Source organism: Burkholderia sp. NLJ2 (assembly GCF_049487195.1).
In the GTDB taxonomy this organism is placed as follows: domain Bacteria; phylum Pseudomonadota; class Gammaproteobacteria; order Burkholderiales; family Burkholderiaceae; genus Burkholderia; species Burkholderia pyrrocinia.
In genome coordinates, this window is record NZ_CP137808.1 from 1,213,170 (window position 1) to 1,230,274 (window position 17,105).

Genomic DNA, 17,105 nt, shown 5'->3' on the forward strand with positions numbered 1-17,105 from the left:
ATGCGGACATTGCAGTTGAATCACGCCATCTCCGGATGGAAGCGGCTGCCGGCCCTCCTGCTTTGCGCAGCCGCCCTGTTGTCCGTTCAATCCCTTCCTGCCAGCGCCCAGCAACCGGACGATCCCGTCGCGACCCGCAAGGGCGCCGCGGACTGGCTCGACCGCGTCCAGCAGGCGGCGCAGCAGCAGAGCTACGAGGGCACGTTCGTCTACCAGCGCGGCGGGTATGTCCAGTCGTCGCGTATCGCACACGTCGCGTCCCGCGACGGCGAGTTCGAGCGGATCGAGACACTCGACGGCAAGCCGCGCAAGCTGCTGCGGCATAACGACGAGCTGTACACGTTCGTGCCCGAGCGCAAGCTTTGCGTGGTCGAGCGCCGTCAGACGCGCGACTCGTTCCCTGCGCTGCTCGGCGCGAGCGGCGAACACGTGATGTCCGTCTACGACGCAAAGTCGCTCGGCAAGGACCGTGTGGCCGGGATCGACGCGCAGGTCGTCGAGCTCGTGCCGAAGGATGCCTACCGGTTCACGTACAAGCTCTGGGCCGACGCGCGCACCGGGCTGCTGCTGCGCTCGCAGACGCTCGATGCGAACGATCACGTGCTCGAACAGATTGCGTTCTCGCAATTGCAGGCGGGCGGCGGGAGCGGCGACAAGGCCGCGATCGCGGCCGGCATGCGCAACCTGAGCGGCTGGACGGTCGTACGCCCGCCGGTCGCGACGGTCGACATGGAGGCGCAGGGCTGGCAGCTCGCGCCGAGCGTCGCCGGCTTCCAGAAGATCCGCGAAGTGCGCCGGCCGATGGCTGCGCGCGATGCGGGCGATCCGCCGATCCCGGTCGATCAGGCTGTTTTCACCGACGGTCTCGCGACGATCTCCGTTTTCATCGAGCCGGCCGAGAAGAACACGCGCAAGGAAGGCGCGGGCAGCACCGGTGCGACGCACGTGCTCGTGAAGCGTCGCGGCGACTACTGGATCACCGTGCTCGGTGAAGTGCCGCCGGCTACGTTGCAGCAGTTCGCGTCTGCCATAGAATACAAGGCTTCCAAGTAACGCTACGGCTTCCGACATGATGAAACTCACGCTGCGCAAATGGCTCGCGGCGGCGGCGCTGTCTGCCTGCCTGCCGCTCGTACCGCATACCGCGGTCGCGGTGACGGCTCCCGCTGCCAGCCTGCCCGATTTCGCCGATCTGGTCGAAAAAGTCGGGCCGGCCGTCGTGAACATCCGGACCACCGCCAACGTGCCGACGAGCAGCGGCCCGCGTGGGATGCTCCCGCCGGGCTTCGACAACGGCGACATGTCGGAATTCTTCCGGCGCTTCTTCGGCATTCCGCTGCCGCAAGCGCCCGGCAACGGTAGCGGCAATGGCAACGGCAATCCGAAGAATGCGCCGGCGCCGGACAATCCGCCCGACACCGAGCAGAACCGCGGTGTCGGCTCGGGCTTCATCGTGTCGGCCGACGGTTACGTGATGACCAATGCGCACGTCGTCGACGACGCGGACACCATCTACGTGACGCTGACCGACAAGCGCGAGTTCAAGGCGAAGCTGATCGGCGTCGACGATCGCACGGACGTCGCGGTCGTCAAGATCCAGGCGTCGAACCTGCCTGTCGTCGCGATCGGCGACTCGAACAAGGTGCGCGTCGGCGAGTGGGTCGTCGCGATCGGTTCGCCGTTCGGCCTCGACAATACGGTGACGGCCGGCATCGTCAGCTCGAAGAGCCGCAACACGGGCGACTATCTGCCGTTCATCCAGACCGACGTCGCCGTGAACCCCGGCAACTCGGGCGGCCCGCTGATCAACATGCAGGGCGAGGTGATCGGCATCAACTCGCAGATCTACAGCCGTACCGGCGGCTTCATGGGCATCTCGTTCGCGATTCCGATCGACGAGGCGATGCGCGTGGCCGACCAGTTGAAGGCGACGGGCAAGGTCACGCGCGGCCGGATCGCGGTGGCGATCGGCGAGGTGACGAAGGATGTGGCCGACTCGATCGGGTTGCCGAAGGCCGAAGGCGCGCTCGTCAGCAGCGTCGAGCCGGGCGGCCCGGCCGACAAGGCGGGCATCCAGCCGGGCGACATTATCCTGAAGTTCAACGGCCGTCCGGTCGATACGGCGTCGGATTTGCCGCGCATGGTCGGCGACACGAAGCCCGGCACGAAGGCGACCGTCAGCGTGTGGCGCAAGGGTCAGGCTCGCGATCTTCCGATCACGATCGCCGAGACGCCGGCCGAGTCGACGGCCAAGGCCGAACAGCGCAAGAACGCGCCGCAGAAGCCGCGCCAGACCAATTCGCTCGGCCTGACGGTCAGCGACCTGACGGCGGATCAGTTGAAGACGCTGAAGCTGAAGAACGGCGTGCAGGTCGACGGTGTCGACGGCCCGGCCTCGCGTGCGGGCCTGCAGCGCGGCGACATCGTGCTTCGCGTAGGCGATACCGATATCACGAGCGCGAAGCAGTTCGCCGAAGTGACCGCGCAGCTCGATCCGCAGAAGGCGGTCGCGGTGCTCGTGCGGCGCGGTGACAACACGCAGTTCGTGCCCGTGCGGCCGCGCCAGAAGTAACGATGTTCACGCTCTACGGCCGCGGCTGGTGCCACCTGTGCGACGACATGCGCGACGCACTGGCGCCGGTGGCGGTCGAATTCGGCGTCGCGGTCGACTATGTCGACATCGACACCGATGCGGCGCTCGTCGCCCGCTACGACGAGGACGTGCCGGTGCTGCTGCTGGACGGCGCGGAGGTGTGCCGCCACCGGTTCGACGACGCGAGGGTGCGCGACGCGCTCGCGGCAAGGCGCTGAGCCTGGCCGGTCGCCGGCCGGCGTCGCTTCGCCGCACTGGACTCGGCCCGGCAGGCGCCTCCGGCCGGGCGCCGCGCGGCCCGGCGTCCGAAATACCGCCCGACTGAAGGCCTTTTCGGCTAAAATAAGCCGTTTTTTCACCGACTTACACAAGGCGTGCTCCGCAGTCGTCGAGCGCGCCTTTTTCGCTTGATCGGCACTGAATGGATCATATTCGCAATTTCTCGATCATCGCGCACATCGACCATGGCAAGTCGACGCTCGCGGATCGCATCATCCAGGTATGCGGCGGCCTCGCCGACCGTGAAATGGAAGCGCAGGTGCTCGATTCGATGGATATCGAGCGCGAGCGCGGCATCACGATCAAGGCGCAGACGGCTGCACTGTCCTATCGCGCGCGCGACGGCAAGGTCTACAACCTGAACCTGATCGACACGCCGGGGCACGTCGACTTCTCGTACGAGGTCAGCCGTTCGCTGTCCGCGTGCGAAGGCGCGCTGCTGGTCGTCGACGCGAGCCAGGGCGTCGAGGCGCAGACGGTCGCGAACTGCTACACGGCGATCGAGCTCGGCGTCGAGGTCGTGCCGGTGCTGAACAAGATCGACCTGCCGGCCGCGAACCCCGAGAGCGCGATCGAGGAGATCGAGGACGTGATCGGCATCGATGCGACCGACGCGACGCGCTGCAGCGCGAAGACGGGCCTCGGCGTCGAAGATGTACTCGAAGCGCTGATCGCGAAGGTGCCGCCGCCGAAGGGCGATCCCGACGCGCCGCTGCAGGCGCTCATCATCGATTCGTGGTTCGACAACTACGTCGGCGTCGTGATGCTGGTGCGCATCGTCAACGGCACGCTGCGCCCGAAGGACAAGATCAAGATGATGGCGACCGGCGCGCAGTATCCGGTCGAGCACATCGGCGTGTTCACACCGAAGTCGCGCAATCTCGATTCGCTGTCGGCGGGGCAGGTGGGCTTCATCATCGCCGGCATCAAGGAACTGACGGCCGCGAAGGTCGGCGATACCGTCACGCACGTGGCCAAGGCGGCGACGGAAGCGCTGCCGGGCTTCAAGGAGGTGAAGCCGCAGGTGTTCGCCGGACTCTATCCGGTGGAAGCGAACCAGTACGACGCGCTGCGCGAATCGCTCGAGAAGCTGAAGCTCAACGACGCGTCGCTGCAGTACGAGCCGGAAGTGTCGCAGGCGCTCGGTTTCGGGTTCCGGTGCGGCTTCCTGGGTCTGCTGCACATGGAGATCGTGCAGGAGCGGCTGGAGCGCGAATTCGACATGGACCTCATTACCACGGCGCCGACCGTGGTCTACGAGGTCCTGATGAGCGACGGCTCGATCGTAATGGTCGAGAATCCCGCGAAGATGCCGGAACCGCCGAGGATCGAGGAGATCCGCGAGCCGATCGTCACGGTGAATCTATACATGCCGCAGGACTACGTCGGCTCGGTGATCACGCTGTGTACGCAGAAGCGCGGCTCGCAGATCAACATGCAGTATCACGGCCGCCAGGTTCAGCTGACCTACGAAATCCCGATGGCCGAGATCGTGCTCGATTTCTTCGACCGCCTGAAGTCGGTGTCGCGCGGCTACGCGTCGATGGACTACGAGTTCAAGGAATACCGGTCGGCGGACGTCGTGAAGGTCGACATGCTGATCAACGGCGACAAGGTCGACGCGCTGTCGGTGATCGTCCACCGGTCGCAATCGCAGTATCGCGGCCGCGAAGTGGCGGCGAAGATGCGCGAGATCATTCCGCGCCAGATGTACGACGTGGCGATCCAGGCCACGATCGGTGCGCACATCATCGCCCGCGAGAACATCAAGGCGCTGCGCAAGAACGTGCTGGCGAAGTGCTATGGCGGCGACATCTCGCGTAAGAAAAAGCTGCTCGAAAAGCAGAAGGCCGGCAAGAAACGCATGAAGCAGGTGGGTTCGGTCGAGATCCCGCAGGAAGCGTTCCTTGCGATCTTGCGCGTCGAAGACAAATAACAGGACAGTTCCTTTTATGAATTTTGCGCTGATTCTTTTTGTGCTCGTCGTCGTGACGGGCGTAGCGTGGGTGCTGGACAAGATGGTGTTCCTGCCGCGGCGACGCTTGGCGGCCGACTCGGCGATCGAGGAGTTCGATCGGCAGCAGTCGCGCATCGACAAGCGCTTCGCGGACGAAAACGCCGTGCAGACGCGTTCGAAGCTGCGCGACGAGAAGCTGCGCCAGCCGTGGTGGCTCGAGTACACCGCGAGCTTCTTCCCGGTGATCCTGGCGGTGTTCGTCGTGCGTTCGTTCATCATCGAGCCGTTCAAGATTCCGTCGGGTTCGATGGTGCCGACACTGCTTGTCGGCGACTTCATCCTCGTCAACAAGTTCGAATACGGGCTGCGCCTGCCGGTCACGAACACGAAGATCACGCAGGGCAGCCCGCTGTCGCGCGGCGACGTCGTCGTGTTCCGTTATCCGAAGGACGAGTCGGTCGACTACATCAAGCGCGTGATCGGCCTGCCGGGCGACACGGTCGCGTACCAGGACAAGCAGCTCACGATCAACGGCCAGCCGGTGCCCGAAACGCCGCTGCCCGATTTCTTCGACGACGAGCGCCAGAATTACGCGAAGCAGTTCGAGGAGACGATCGGCAACAGGAAGAACGCGATCCTCAACAATCCCGCGGTGCCGCCGTTCGTGATGGGCGCATACGACTATCCGTATCGCGACAACTGCACGTACAACAGCCGCGGCGTGATCTGCAAGGTGCCGCCCGGTCACTACTTCATGATGGGCGACAACCGCGACAACAGCGCGGACAGCCGCTACTGGGGTTTCGTGCCCGACCAGAACATCGTCGGTCGCGCGTTCTTCATCTGGATGAACTTCAGCGACCTGAAGCGCATCGGTTCCTTCAACTGATCGCATTCGACGTACGCGCAATACGCGACGCACGGGCCGCGTCGCGTATTGCCGAACTACTTTAAGAACCGGCGGTAACACCGCCTCGTCACGCCTTTTCGTGTCCGGCCGTGCCGTTTCGGCCCGACCGGCGCCCGCGTTATACTCCTGCACATGCCCCTATCCCAGTTGGAAAGCCGGCTGCGCTACGAATTTCGCAATGCGGAATTGTTGCGCCAGGCTTTGACCCATCGCAGTCACAGTGCCACGCACAACGAACGGCTCGAGTTTCTCGGCGACTCCGTTCTGAATTGCGCGGTGGCCGCCCTTTTGTTCCAGCGTTTCAGCAAGCTGGACGAAGGTGACCTGTCGCGCGTACGCGCCAACCTCGTCAAACAGCAGTCGCTGTACGAAATTGCTCAGGCCCTGAATATTTCGGACGGGCTGCGGCTGGGCGAGGGTGAGTTGCGCAGCGGCGGTTTCCGCCGCCCGTCGATCCTCGCGGACGCGTTCGAAGCCATCATCGGGGCCGTGTTCCTCGATGGCGGCTTCGAAGCCGCCCAAGGGGTCATCAAGCGCCTCTACATCCCGATTCTCGACCACATCGATCCGCGCACCCTCGGCAAGGATGCGAAGACGCTGCTGCAGGAATACCTGCAGGGGCACAAGATCGCGCTGCCGACCTACACGGTCGTCGCGACACATGGTGCGGCGCACAATCAGCAATTCGAAGTCGAATGCACGGTGCCGAAGCTGGACGTGAAGGTGTCGGGCTCCGGCGCGAGCCGGCGCGCGGCCGAGCAGGCAGCGGCGAAGAAGGCGCTCGACGAGGTGATGGCGGCCGCGCCGATGCTGGCCGCGAAGCCGAAACGCTCGAAGAATGCGCGCGGGTCGAAGCATATCGAACCCGAAATCGTGCCGGGCGTGAAGGGCGTGCAGGAAGCGCTCGACCTGCGCTCGCCGGAGCGGAAGGAACGTGCGGCGGCGCGCGAGGCCAAGGCGGCCGGCGCGGTGCCCGCGGCAACCGCTGCGACCGGCGCCGGCGCGGAGCCGGCTGCGGCGCCGATGGCCGCGATTCGCGCCGCGCATGTCGAGACAGCTGCCGACAAGGGCGAACGGGCGGCGAAGCCGGCGACCGACAAGGTTGCCGAAAAGCCAGCCGAGCGCACCGACAAAGTTGCGGAAAAGCCCGCGGAAGCCGCGCCGCGCGCAGCCGACAAGCCGGCCGGCCAGGCAGCCGATCCGGCATCGTCGTCCGCCGACAAGCTTCCCGCCGGTTCCGACCCCGCTTCGCGGGCGACCGTGCGCGCACGCGATGCCGCGGCGCCCGATTCCGATACGCCGCCGGGCGGTGCGAGCCTCGCTGCCACGCAGGCGCGCGTGGCCGATGCCGACCACTGAATTGCCCATCGATCGCGCCGCGCGCCGCGCGGCCGTTTCCGAACCTGTCTCCCAAACGATATGAACACTCCCGCTCCTACCGGTTTCCGTTGCGGCATGATCGCGATCGTGGGCCGCCCGAACGTCGGCAAGTCGACGTTGATGAACGCACTCGTCGGCCAGAAGATCAGCATCACGTCGCGCAAGGCGCAGACGACCCGCCACCGCATCACCGGCATCAACACGTTCGACGACGCGCAGTTCGTGTTCGTCGATACGCCGGGCTTCCAGACCCGTCACAGCACCGCGCTGAACCGTTCGCTGAACCGCGCGGTCACGTCGACGCTCACGTCGGTCGACGTGATCCTGTTCGTGATCGAAGCGGGCCGCTTCGGGCCCGACGACCAGAAGGTGCTCGACCTGATCCCGCCCGGCATGCCGACGCTGCTGATCGCGAACAAGATCGACCGCGTGACCGACAAGGCGACGCTGTTCCCGTTCATGCAGCAGATGAGCACGCTGCGCGAATTCACCGAGCTCGTGCCGCTGTCGGCGCAGCGGCCGGAAGACATCAAGCGCCTGCTGGACACGATCAAGCCGTACCTGCCGGAAGGCGAGCCGATCTATGGCGAGGACGAGCTGACCGACCGTAGCTCGCGCTTTCTCGCTGCTGAAATCCTGCGCGAGAAGGTGTTCCGCTGGACCGGCGACGAACTGCCGTACACGAGCACCGTGCTGATCGACAAGTTCGAGGAGGAGGGGCGCCTGAAGCGCATCTTCGCGACGATCCTCGTCGAACGCGATACGCACAAGGCGATGGTGATCGGCAAGAAGGGCGAGAAGCTCAAGCAGATCAGCACCGAGGCGCGGATGGATATGGAGAAGCTGTTCGATGGCCCCGTGTACCTCGAGACCTTCGTGAAGGTGAAGAGCGGCTGGGCCGACAACGAGGCGGGGCTGCGCGCCTATGGGTACGAATGACGCGCTGACGTCGACTGAAGATGCGGTGACGGCCGGCGCGAACGACGCGCCGTTGCCGGCACCGCCCGAACCGCCGCGCAAGGCGCGGCGCGCGACGTCTCGCACGTCCGATTTCCGCGTCGCCGAGCAGCCGGCGTTTGTGTTGCACAGCTATCCGTACCGGGAAACGAGCCTGATCGTCGACGTGCTGACGCGCGATCATGGCCGGCTCGCGCTCGTCGCGAAGGGTGCAAAGCGCCCGCACTCCGCGCTGCGCGGCGTGCTGCAGACATTCCAGCCGCTGCTGCTGTCCTGGTCGGGCAAATCCGAGGTGCGCACGCTGACCGGCGCCGAGTGGGTCGGCGGGATGCTGCCGCTCGTCGGCGACGGGCTGCTGTGCGGCTTCTACGCGAACGAGCTGCTCGTGAAATTCTGCGCGCGGGAGGATCCCCAGCCGCCGCTGTTCAATCATTACGTGCTGACCCTCACGCGCCTCGCGCACGGCGAACCCGCGGTGCAGGTGCTGCGCTCGTTCGAGCGCGTGCTGCTGCGCGAGACCGGCTATGCGATGGCGCTGAACCGCACGGTCGCGCGTCGTGCGGTCGAACCCGACCGCCGGTACGTGTTCGATCCCGAGCGCGGCGTGCGCAATGCGGATGACGATGTACCGTCGCACTGGCCGGTCATCACCGGACAGACGTTGCTCGACATGGAGCAGGACGATTACCATCGAGCCCAGACGGTTGCGCAAAGCAAGACGCTGATGCGCTTCCTGCTGAACACCTATCTCGGCGGTACGCCGCTTGCCACGCGCCAGATCCTGATCGACCTGCAAAACCTATGAGCTTCTTCCTGACAACGCCCACCGCCATCGACCTCGGCGTGAACATCGACCATGTCGCGACGTTGCGCAATGTGCGCGGCACGACCTATCCCGATCCGATCCGCGCGGCGCTCGCCGCCGAAGAGGCCGGCGCGGACGCGATCACGCTGCACCTGCGCGAGGATCGCCGCCACATCGTCGACGCGGACGTGCGCAAGCTGCGCCCGCTGCTGAAGACGCGCATGAACCTCGAATGCGCGGTGACGGCCGAGATGCTCGACATCGCGTGCGAAGTGCGTCCGCACGACGCGTGCCTCGTGCCCGAGAAGCGCGAGGAACTGACGACCGAAGGCGGCCTCGATGTCGCCGGCCACTTCGAGGCCGTGCGCGCGGCGTGCAAGCAGCTTGCCGACGTGGGCGTGCGCGTGTCGCTGTTCATCGACCCGGACGAAACGCAGATCCGCGCCGCGCACGAAGCGGGCGCGCCGGTGATCGAGCTGCATACGGGCCGTTACGCCGAGGCGCACGACGAAGCCGCGCAGCAGCGCGAATACGAGCGCATCGTCGCGGGCGTGCAGGCTGGCGCGCAGCTCGGCCTGAAGGTCAACGCGGGGCACGGTCTGCACTACACGAACGTGCAGCAGATCGCCGCGATCGACGGCATCGTCGAGCTGAACATCGGCCACGCGATCGTCGCGCACGCGATCTTCGCCGGCTGGGACAACGCGGTGCGCGAGATGAAGGCGATCATGGTCGCCGCACGCGTCGCCGCGCTGCATGGCGGCGCGCGCTGAAGATGAAATTGCATCGCGCCGCGCGCGTCGTTCGTCACCCGGCTCCGCCGGAGCACGCCGGCGCGTACTGACATGGCGATCTACGGCATCGGTACCGACATTGCCCAGGTGAGCCGCATCGCGGCCGTGCTCGAGCGCACGGGCGGCCGGTTTGCCGAGAAGGTGCTGGGCCCCGACGAACTGCGCGTGTTCCATGCGCGTCGCGCACGTTCCGAGGCGCGCGGCATTGCGTTTCTCGCGACGCGTTTTTCCGCGAAGGAAGCGTTCTCGAAGGCGATCGGGCTCGGCATGCACTGGCCGATGACGTGGCGTGCATTGCAGACCCTCAACCACCCGAGCGGCGAGCCGTACGTGGTCGCGTCGGGCGAGCTGGCCGACTGGCTTGCCGCGCGCGGCATCACGGCGCGCGTGACGGTCAGCGACGAACGCGACTATGCGGTGTCGTTCGTGATCGCCGAGACGGACGCCGCGCCTGCACCTGCACCTGTTACCCGAACCCCCTCCTGACGGAATTCCCGATTCGATGAAAACGACTCCCGGCCCGGTCATGCTCGACGTCGTCGGCACGGCCCTGTCGCGCGACGATGCGCGGCGCCTCGCGCATCCGAACACCGGCGGCGTGATCCTGTTCGCGCGGCACTTCCAGAATCGCGCGCAGCTGACCGCGCTGACCGACTCGATCCGCGCGGTGCGCGAAGACATCCTGATCGCCGTCGATCACGAAGGCGGGCGCGTGCAGCGTTTCCGCACCGACGGCTTCACGGTGCTGCCCGCGATGCGCCGCGTCGGCGAGCTGTGGGATCGCGACGTGCTGCTCGCGACGAAGGTCGCGACCGCCGTCGGCTACATCCTGGCCGCCGAGCTGCGCGCGTGCGGGATCGACATGAGCTTCACGCCCGTGCTCGATCTCGACTACGGGCACTCGAAAGTGATCGGCGATCGCGCATTCCATCGCGACCCGCGCGTCGTCACGTTGCTCGCGAAGAGCCTGAACCACGGGCTGTCGCTTGCCGGGATGGCGAACTGCGGCAAGCATTTTCCGGGGCACGGCTTCGCGGAGGCCGATTCGCACGTCGCGCTGCCGACCGACGATCGCACGCTCGACGCGATCATCAAGCAGGACGTCGCGCCGTACGACTGGCTCGGCTTGTCGCTGTCCGCGGTGATTCCCGCGCATGTGATCTACACGCAGGTCGACAAGCGGCCGGCCGGTTTCTCGCGCGTGTGGTTGCAGGACATCCTGCGCGGCCGGCTCGGCTTCACGGGCGCGATCTTCAGCGACGACCTGTCGATGGAAGCCGCCCGCGAAGGCGGCACGCTCACGCAGGCGGCCGACGCCGCGCTCGCCGCCGGGTGCGACATGGTGCTCGTCTGCAACCAGCCGGACGCGGCCGAAGTCGTGCTGAACGGGCTGAAGGCGCAGGCGTCGGCAGAGTCGGCGCGGCGCATCAAGCGGATGCGCGCGCGCGGCAAGGCGCTCAAGTGGGACAAGCTGATCGTGCAGCCCGAGTATCTGCAGGCGCAGGCGCTGTTGAGCAGCGCACTGGCGTAAGCGGGGGGGGCGGCGCGGTACCGCGCCATTCCGGTCGCTGTAGCAAAAAGCCGCGCTGTTGCGCGGCTTTTTGCATGGGGTACCGCAGGCGTGAACAGGACTGCGGCGGAAATCGGGACGCCGGCGCGGCGACCTTATAGCGCAACTAACGGTCGAATCCTGCCAGCGTCCGCATGCATCGCCGCCCGTTCAGTTCACCTTCATCCGCTGCAACTTGTTGTACAGCGTCTTCGGGCTGATGCCGAGCAGCGTCGCCGCGCGGTGGCGCGTGCCGCCGACTGCATCGAGCGTCGCGCGGATCAGCAGATCCTCGACGTCGGCCAGCGGCGTGCCGACCTTGATCTGCACGCTGCTGCCGTTCAGCGCGGCGCCGGCGGCGAAGCTGGTTTCGCCCGCGCGCAGCGTCTCGATGAAATCGCCCGAGGCGTCGTACGCGAAGCGCACGCGCTCCTGCAACTCGCGCACGTTGCCGGGCCATTCGTAGGACACGCATTCGCGCACGAAGCCCGGTGCCGCGCGCTTGTCGGTCGTGCTGCGGCCGGTTGCACGCGCTTCGCGGTTCAGTTCGTCGATCAGCGCGTCCGCGATCGCGAGCGCGTCGCCGTCGCGCTCGCGCAGCGGCGGCATCGTGATCGATGCCGCGTCGAGGCGCAGCCACAGATCCTCGCGCAGCGTGCCGTTCGCGACCGCTTCGCGCGCCGGGCGGCGCGTGGTTGCGATCAGCCGGAAATCGCTCGTGATCGCGCTCGTGCCGCCGATCCGCATGAAGTTCTGCGAATCGAGCGCATGCAGCAGCGCTTCCTGCAGCACGAGCGGCAGCGCGGTGATCTCGTCGAGGAACAGCGTGCCGCCGCCCGCCTGTTCGAACAGGCCCGATTCGCGGCGCTCGGCACCGTCGAACGCGCCGCGCTCATGGCCGAACAGCACGCTGTCGAGCGATGCGCCGTGCCGGCCGGCATGCGCGATCGTCCGGCAGTCGAACGACACGAACGGCCCTTTGCGGCGCCGGCTCAGTTCGTGCAGCGTGCGCGCGGCCAGCTTCTTGCCGGTGCCGGCTTCGCCCGCGAACAGCACGGCCGTTTCGGTACGCGCGTTGTGCTCGATCATGTCGTACACGTGCTGCATCGCGTCGCTGCGGCCGACCAGCGCGCCGAAGCGGCCGAGCTGGCGCAGCGATGCGCGCAGCGACTGCACTTCGTCGATCAGTTCGTACGGGCGCGGGATCCGCGCGAGCAGGCTGCGCAGGCGAGGAATGTTGATCGGCTTCAGCAGGTAGTCCCAAATACCGTGACGCAGGCCCTCGATTGCGCTTTCGACCGTCGCGTTGCCCGTCAGCACGATGACGGGCAACGAGCCGTTCGGCTGTTGCTGCGGCAGGTGCTGGAGCAGGTCGAAGCCGCTGCCGTCCGGCAGGTTCAGGTCGACGAGGACGACATCGGGAATCGAGCGGCCGAGCGCCGTGCGCGCTTCGGCGAGCGACGTGGCCGTGTCGACCGAGAAGCCGTCTGCGGCGAGCAGCGCGGTGAGGCCGGAGAGACTGTTGGGATCGTCTTCGACAATCAGTGCGTGTGGCATGGTGGACGCGAGTCGAGTCAAGAGAGGCGGGCTGTCGGCCCTGGGGGCCGCAGCCGCATGTCAGATTAAAAACTGATTTTATGCCCCGCCGAACGCGTAACGCGCATTATTTCTCCGGCGCTATAAAACAGTTACCGATGATACAAATTGAATATCTTTAGCGGTGGATTTTGTGCTCGATATGGCACTGCTTTACCGTCGCTGTTGGCGACAGGCAAACAAAAAGCGCCCCGAAGGGCGCTTTGTTCGATGCGTGTAACGCTGGCGATTACGCGCGGCTGCGGTATTCGTTCGTACGCGTATCGATTTCGATCTTGTCGCCGGTGTTGCAGAAGAGCGGCACTTGCAGTTCGAAGCCCGTTGCGAGCTTCGCGTTCTTCAGCACCTTGCCCGACGACGTGTCGCCCTTGACGGCCGGTTCCGTGTAGGTGATCTCGCGAACGAGGACCGTCGGCAGGTCGACCGAGATCGCCTTCTCGTTGTAGAACACGACTTCGCACGCCATGCCGTCTTCGAGGTAGTTCAGCGCTTCGCCCATCATTTCGGCTTCGACTTCGTACTGGTTGTAGTCGGCGTCCATGAACACATACATCGGATCGGCGAAGTACGAATACGTCACTTCCTTGCGGTCGAGCACGACGACGTCGAACTTGTCGTCTGCCTTGTAGACCGATTCCTGGCCTGCGTTGGTCAGCAGGTTCTTCATCTTCATCTTGACGACGGCGGAATTACGGCCCGACTTGTTGTATTCCGCCTTGGCGATGACCCAAGCATCGCTGCCGATCTGCACGACGTTGCCTACGCGGAGTTCCTGTGCGGTCTTCATAAAAACTGTCCTGATCAAATCAAATAAATAGGTGCCTGAGCGTTGCGCAACGGCTGACGGCGCAAGCGGCGCGTTCCGGTGGACGCCAAAAGCGAGCGCTTGCCTGGTCAGCCGTCGGATAACCGCTTATTTTAACTGAGATTTTGCGTATTCGGCCAGCTTTCCGGCGAGATCGCCGACGGCCGCGAGCGTGTCGGCCCAGCGGACCGCGTTGGCGTCGAGTGCGGCACGGTGTTGCAGGAAATCGGCCCAGTCGGGCGTGCCGACGCCGTTCCACGCATGCCAGAAGCGCTCGAGCGCCGCGCGCGGCGCGTCGGCGAGGCCGGCCGACAGGTGCGCGAGCGCGGCGTCGAGCTTCGGCAGGTGTACATCGTCGGCCTGCGGGTAGATGTGCCACACGAACGGCTTGCGTGCCCACTGCGCACGGACGAAGGAATCCTCGCCGCGCACGAAGTTGATGTCGGCTACCCACAGCAGCGGGTCGTAGTCGGCCTGCGGAACGAACGCGAGCCCGTGAGCGACCAGGTTGCCGCTGCTCGCATGCGTGCCCGCGCCGAACGACTCGACCCCGAAAAAGCGCGCCACGGCAGGCGACACGCGGCCGGCCGGCACGAGCGCGACGACCGGCGACGGGCCGTCGCGCCATTGCGCGAGCAGCGCGTCGACCGCCGGATTCTCGTACGCGAACAGGCTGACGACCGTCGTGCCGGGCGCCGGCGGCGCGCCGCCGGTCGCGCGCTGCCACCACGCGGCGCGCGCGGCCGCGTCGGTTTCGAACGCGGTGCGGCGCGCATCGAGGTCGTGTTCCTTCAGGACGCCGCCCGTGCCGGCCGACAGGCCCGGGAAGAAGAACGTCTTCAGCAGCGGGTAGCGCGGATGCGGCGATGGCCGCAAATGGAAATCGGCGACCCAGTCCTCGGCGCTCAGGTATTCGAGGTTGATCCACACCGGGCGCCGCGCGCGGCGCGCCATCGCGGCGAGATACACGCCGGGCAGCTCGCACGCGAACGCCTCGATCACGACATCGGCGATCTCCAGCGCGTCGCCGGCTTCCGCATGCCAGTGCTCGATCACGATGCCGTCGACCGCCTGCCGTCCCGCGTCGGGATCGACCCCCGGCAGCAGGCGCACGAACGTGCGCAGGTCGTCGACGAACAGGCGAACCTGCCAGCCGTGCTCGTGTGCGAGCTGGCGCGCGACGCGCCAGCACACGCCGATGTCGCCGAAATTGTCGATCACCGTGCAGAAGAGGTCGCAGGCGATCGGTTCGCCCGGCGCGAGCGGCTCAGCGGATTGGGGGACAGCAGTGGTGCGTGGCATCGAAGCGGGCCGGTGAATGCTCTAAACTGGCGATTCTAATAGACCCGTTCCGCGTTACAAGGCGCCCGGATCACGCATGACATCCCCAGAAGCCTCCGATACTCCGTTCGAACCGAAGAAGATCCTTGCGCAGTTGCCGCACATGCCGGGTGTCTATCGCTATTACGACACGGCGGGCGCCGTCCTCTACGTCGGCAAGGCGCGCGACCTGAAGAAGCGCGTGTCGAGCTACTTCACGAAGACGCAACTGTCGCCGCGCATCGCGATGATGGTCACGCGCATCGCACGCATCGAGACGACCGTTACGCGCTCGGAAGCCGAGGCGCTGCTGCTCGAGAACAACCTGATCAAGGCGCTCGCGCCGCGCTACAACATCCTGTTTCGCGACGACAAGTCGTATCCGTACCTGAAGCTCACCGCGCACCGTTTTCCGCGGATGGCCTACTACCGCGGCTCGGTCGACAAGCAGAACCAGTATTTCGGGCCGTTCCCGAGCGCGTGGGCCGTGCGCGAGAGCATCCAGATCCTGCAGCGCGTGTTCCAGTTGCGGACCTGCGAGGATTCGGTCTTCAACAACCGTACGCGGCCTTGCCTGCTGCACCAGATCGGGCGCTGCACGGCGCCGTGCGTCGGCGCGATCTCCGACGAGGATTACGCGGTCGACGTGTCGAACGCCGCGCGTTTCCTGCTCGGCCGGCAGTCGGAAGTGATGAAGGAGCTCGAGCAGAAGATGCACGCGTTCGCGGCCGAGCTGAAATTCGAGCAGGCGGCGGCCGTGCGCAACCAGATGAGTTCGCTCGCGACGGTGCTGCACCAGCAGGCGATCGAGGTCGGCAGCGACAGCGACGTCGACATTCTGGCGGTCGTCGCGCAGGGCGGACGCGTGTGCGTGAACCTCGCGATGGTGCGCGGCGGCCGGCATCTCGGCGACAAGGCGTATTTCCCGACGCACGTCGAAAGCGCGCTGACGCTCGCCGAGGGCGGTCTCGGCGACGACACCGAGGTGGCGGAAATTGCCGACGTGACCGACGCGACTGACGGTGTGCTGTCCGATCAGGCTGCGGACGAAGGCGGCAGCGCGCGTGGCGACGCGGTGGCGTCGGTCGAGGCGGAGGTGCTCGATGCGTTCATCTCGCAGCACTATCTCGGCAACCGCGTGCCGCCGGTGCTCGTCGTGAGTCATGCGCCCGCGAGCCGCGACCTGCTCGAGCTGCTGTCCGAGCAGGCCGGCCACAAGGTGTCGCTGGTGCGGCAGCCGCAGGGGCAGCGGCGCGCGTGGCTGTCGATGGCCGAGCAGAACGCGCAGATCGCGCTCGCGCGGCTGCTGTCCGAGCAGGGCTCGCAGCAGGCGCGTACGCGCGCGCTCGCGGAGACGCTCGGCTACGAATGCGACGATCTCGCGACGCTGCGGATCGAATGCTTCGACATCAGCCATACGATGGGCGAGGCGACGCAGGCGTCGTGCGTCGTTTATCACCATCACAAGATGCAGTCGGGCGAGTACCGTCGCTACAACATCACCGGCATCACGCCGGGCGACGATTACGCGGCGATGCGGCAGGTGCTCACGCGCCGCTACGAGAAGATGGTCGAGCAGGCCGCGCAGGCGGCCGCCGCCGACGATGCGGCGGGCATCGACGGCGAGTCGACGCGCAAGGCCGAGTCGTCGAGCCTGTTGCCGAACCTCGTGCTGATCGACGGCGGCAAGGGTCAGGTCGAAATCGCGCGCCAGGTGTTCACCGAGCTCGGGCTCGATACGTCGATGCTGGTCGGCGTCGCGAAAGGCGAGGGGCGCAAGGTCGGCCTCGAGACGCTCGTGTTCGCGGACGGCCGCACGCCGCTCGAACTCGGCAAGGAGAGCGCCGCGCTGATGCTCGTCGCGCAGATCCGCGACGAGGCGCACCGCTTCGCGATCACCGGCATGCGCGCGAAGCGGGCGAAGGCGCGCCAGACGTCGCGGCTCGAGGAACTCGAAGGCGTCGGCGCGAAGCGCCGGCAGCGGCTGCTCGCGCGCTTCGGCGGGTTGCGCGGCGTCGTTGCCGCGAGTGTCGAAGAACTCGCGAGCGTCGAGGGCATCTCGCACGCGCTTGCAGAGCAGATCTACAAACAGCTTCACTGACGCGCCCGTGCGGCCGGCTGCCTTGCCCGCGTTTTCGCGTTCTTGTGGCGGGCCGGTCG

General features: G+C 66.3%; 15 protein-coding genes. 12 read left to right on the forward strand and 3 right to left on the reverse strand.

Annotated features, from left to right (window positions below; genetic code table 11):
• The 11 genes from R9B84_RS05655 (at window position 1) to nagZ (ending at window position 11,206) form a co-directional block, all read left to right on the forward strand.
• On the forward strand, window positions 1–1,053 hold the full coding sequence (locus tag R9B84_RS05655) for a MucB/RseB C-terminal domain-containing protein (RefSeq protein WP_423759524.1): 1,053 nt from the start codon (window positions 1–3) through the stop codon (window positions 1,051–1,053).
• A 16-nt stretch (window positions 1,054–1,069) separates the two neighbouring features.
• On the forward strand, window positions 1,070–2,572 hold the full coding sequence (locus tag R9B84_RS05660) for a DegQ family serine endoprotease (RefSeq protein WP_423759525.1): 1,503 nt from the start codon (window positions 1,070–1,072) through the stop codon (window positions 2,570–2,572).
• A gap of 2 nt (window positions 2,573–2,574) precedes the next feature.
• Window positions 2,575–2,811 (forward strand): glutaredoxin family protein, encoded by a 237-nt coding sequence (locus R9B84_RS05665; protein WP_423759526.1) that lies wholly within the window; start codon window positions 2,575–2,577, stop codon window positions 2,809–2,811.
• Window positions 2,812–3,014: 203 nt separating this feature from the next.
• The gene (gene lepA / locus R9B84_RS05670) at window positions 3,015–4,808 is read left to right on the forward strand and encodes a translation elongation factor 4 (protein WP_423759527.1); all 1,794 of its coding nucleotides are present in this window, start codon (window positions 3,015–3,017) and stop codon (window positions 4,806–4,808) included.
• 16 nt (window positions 4,809–4,824) lie between these two features.
• Complete coding sequence (lepB, locus tag R9B84_RS05675; protein WP_047900185.1) at window positions 4,825–5,718, forward strand: signal peptidase I; 894 nt, start codon at window positions 4,825–4,827, stop codon at window positions 5,716–5,718.
• Between the two features lie 153 nt (window positions 5,719–5,871).
• Window positions 5,872–7,098 (forward strand): ribonuclease III, encoded by a 1,227-nt coding sequence (rnc, locus tag R9B84_RS05680; RefSeq protein WP_423759528.1) that lies wholly within the window; start codon window positions 5,872–5,874, stop codon window positions 7,096–7,098.
• 60 nt (window positions 7,099–7,158) lie between these two features.
• On the forward strand, window positions 7,159–8,058 hold the full coding sequence (era, locus tag R9B84_RS05685; protein WP_321791319.1) for a GTPase Era: 900 nt from the start codon (window positions 7,159–7,161) through the stop codon (window positions 8,056–8,058).
• Complete coding sequence (gene recO / locus R9B84_RS05690; RefSeq protein WP_072435992.1) at window positions 8,045–8,881, forward strand: DNA repair protein RecO; 837 nt, start codon at window positions 8,045–8,047, stop codon at window positions 8,879–8,881. The genes era and recO overlap by 14 nt, the downstream gene beginning before the upstream one ends.
• Window positions 8,878–9,654, forward strand: a complete 777-nt coding sequence (gene pdxJ, locus R9B84_RS05695; protein ID WP_047900189.1) for a pyridoxine 5'-phosphate synthase — start codon at window positions 8,878–8,880, stop codon at window positions 9,652–9,654. Before recO ends, pdxJ begins: the two co-directional genes overlap by 4 nt.
• Before the next feature lie 72 nt (window positions 9,655–9,726).
• Window positions 9,727–10,161, forward strand: a complete 435-nt coding sequence (acpS, locus tag R9B84_RS05700) for a holo-ACP synthase (protein WP_423759529.1) — start codon at window positions 9,727–9,729, stop codon at window positions 10,159–10,161.
• A 16-nt stretch (window positions 10,162–10,177) separates the two neighbouring features.
• The gene (gene nagZ / locus R9B84_RS05705; protein ID WP_423759530.1) at window positions 10,178–11,206 is read left to right on the forward strand and encodes a beta-N-acetylhexosaminidase; all 1,029 of its coding nucleotides are present in this window, start codon (window positions 10,178–10,180) and stop codon (window positions 11,204–11,206) included.
• Window positions 11,207–11,395: 189 nt separating this feature from the next.
• Here nagZ and R9B84_RS05710 read toward each other — a convergent pair whose 3' ends face one another.
• The 3 genes from R9B84_RS05710 to earP form a co-directional block, all read right to left on the reverse strand.
• Window positions 11,396–12,781, reverse strand: coding sequence for a sigma-54-dependent transcriptional regulator (locus R9B84_RS05710; protein ID WP_423759531.1), 1,386 nt, complete (start codon window positions 12,779–12,781; stop codon window positions 11,396–11,398).
• A gap of 268 nt (window positions 12,782–13,049) precedes the next feature.
• Complete coding sequence (gene efp, locus R9B84_RS05715) at window positions 13,050–13,607, reverse strand: elongation factor P (RefSeq protein WP_047900193.1); 558 nt, start codon at window positions 13,605–13,607, stop codon at window positions 13,050–13,052.
• 126 nt (window positions 13,608–13,733) lie between these two features.
• Window positions 13,734–14,927, reverse strand: a complete 1,194-nt coding sequence (earP, locus tag R9B84_RS05720; RefSeq protein ID WP_423759532.1) for an elongation factor P maturation arginine rhamnosyltransferase EarP — start codon at window positions 14,925–14,927, stop codon at window positions 13,734–13,736.
• Window positions 14,928–15,003: 76 nt separating this feature from the next.
• Here earP and uvrC point away from each other — a divergent pair, with 76 nt between their 5' ends.
• Complete coding sequence (gene uvrC / locus R9B84_RS05725; RefSeq protein ID WP_423759533.1) at window positions 15,004–17,046, forward strand: excinuclease ABC subunit UvrC; 2,043 nt, start codon at window positions 15,004–15,006, stop codon at window positions 17,044–17,046.
• Window positions 17,047–17,105 lie beyond the last annotated feature (59 nt).

Coding starts and splice junctions, on each gene's coding strand:
- R9B84_RS05710 (WP_423759531.1), bottom strand. CDS start 12,781: ATGCCACACGCACTGATTGTCGAAGACGATCCCAACAGTCTCTCCGGC.
- rnc (WP_423759528.1), top strand. CDS start 5,872: ATGCCCCTATCCCAGTTGGAAAGCCGGCTGCGCTACGAATTTCGCAAT.
- uvrC (WP_423759533.1), top strand. CDS start 15,004: ATGACATCCCCAGAAGCCTCCGATACTCCGTTCGAACCGAAGAAGATC.
- lepA (WP_423759527.1), top strand. CDS start 3,015: ATGGATCATATTCGCAATTTCTCGATCATCGCGCACATCGACCATGGC.
- R9B84_RS05660 (WP_423759525.1), top strand. CDS start 1,070: ATGATGAAACTCACGCTGCGCAAATGGCTCGCGGCGGCGGCGCTGTCT.
- R9B84_RS05655 (WP_423759524.1), top strand. CDS start 1: ATGCGGACATTGCAGTTGAATCACGCCATCTCCGGATGGAAGCGGCTG.
- R9B84_RS05665 (WP_423759526.1), top strand. CDS start 2,575: ATGTTCACGCTCTACGGCCGCGGCTGGTGCCACCTGTGCGACGACATG.
- recO (WP_072435992.1), top strand. CDS start 8,045: ATGGGTACGAATGACGCGCTGACGTCGACTGAAGATGCGGTGACGGCC.
- earP (WP_423759532.1), bottom strand. CDS start 14,927: ATGCCACGCACCACTGCTGTCCCCCAATCCGCTGAGCCGCTCGCGCCG.
- acpS (WP_423759529.1), top strand. CDS start 9,727: ATGGCGATCTACGGCATCGGTACCGACATTGCCCAGGTGAGCCGCATC.
- era (WP_321791319.1), top strand. CDS start 7,159: ATGAACACTCCCGCTCCTACCGGTTTCCGTTGCGGCATGATCGCGATC.
- lepB (WP_047900185.1), top strand. CDS start 4,825: ATGAATTTTGCGCTGATTCTTTTTGTGCTCGTCGTCGTGACGGGCGTA.
- efp (WP_047900193.1), bottom strand. CDS start 13,607: ATGAAGACCGCACAGGAACTCCGCGTAGGCAACGTCGTGCAGATCGGC.
- nagZ (WP_423759530.1), top strand. CDS start 10,178: ATGAAAACGACTCCCGGCCCGGTCATGCTCGACGTCGTCGGCACGGCC.
- pdxJ (WP_047900189.1), top strand. CDS start 8,878: ATGAGCTTCTTCCTGACAACGCCCACCGCCATCGACCTCGGCGTGAAC.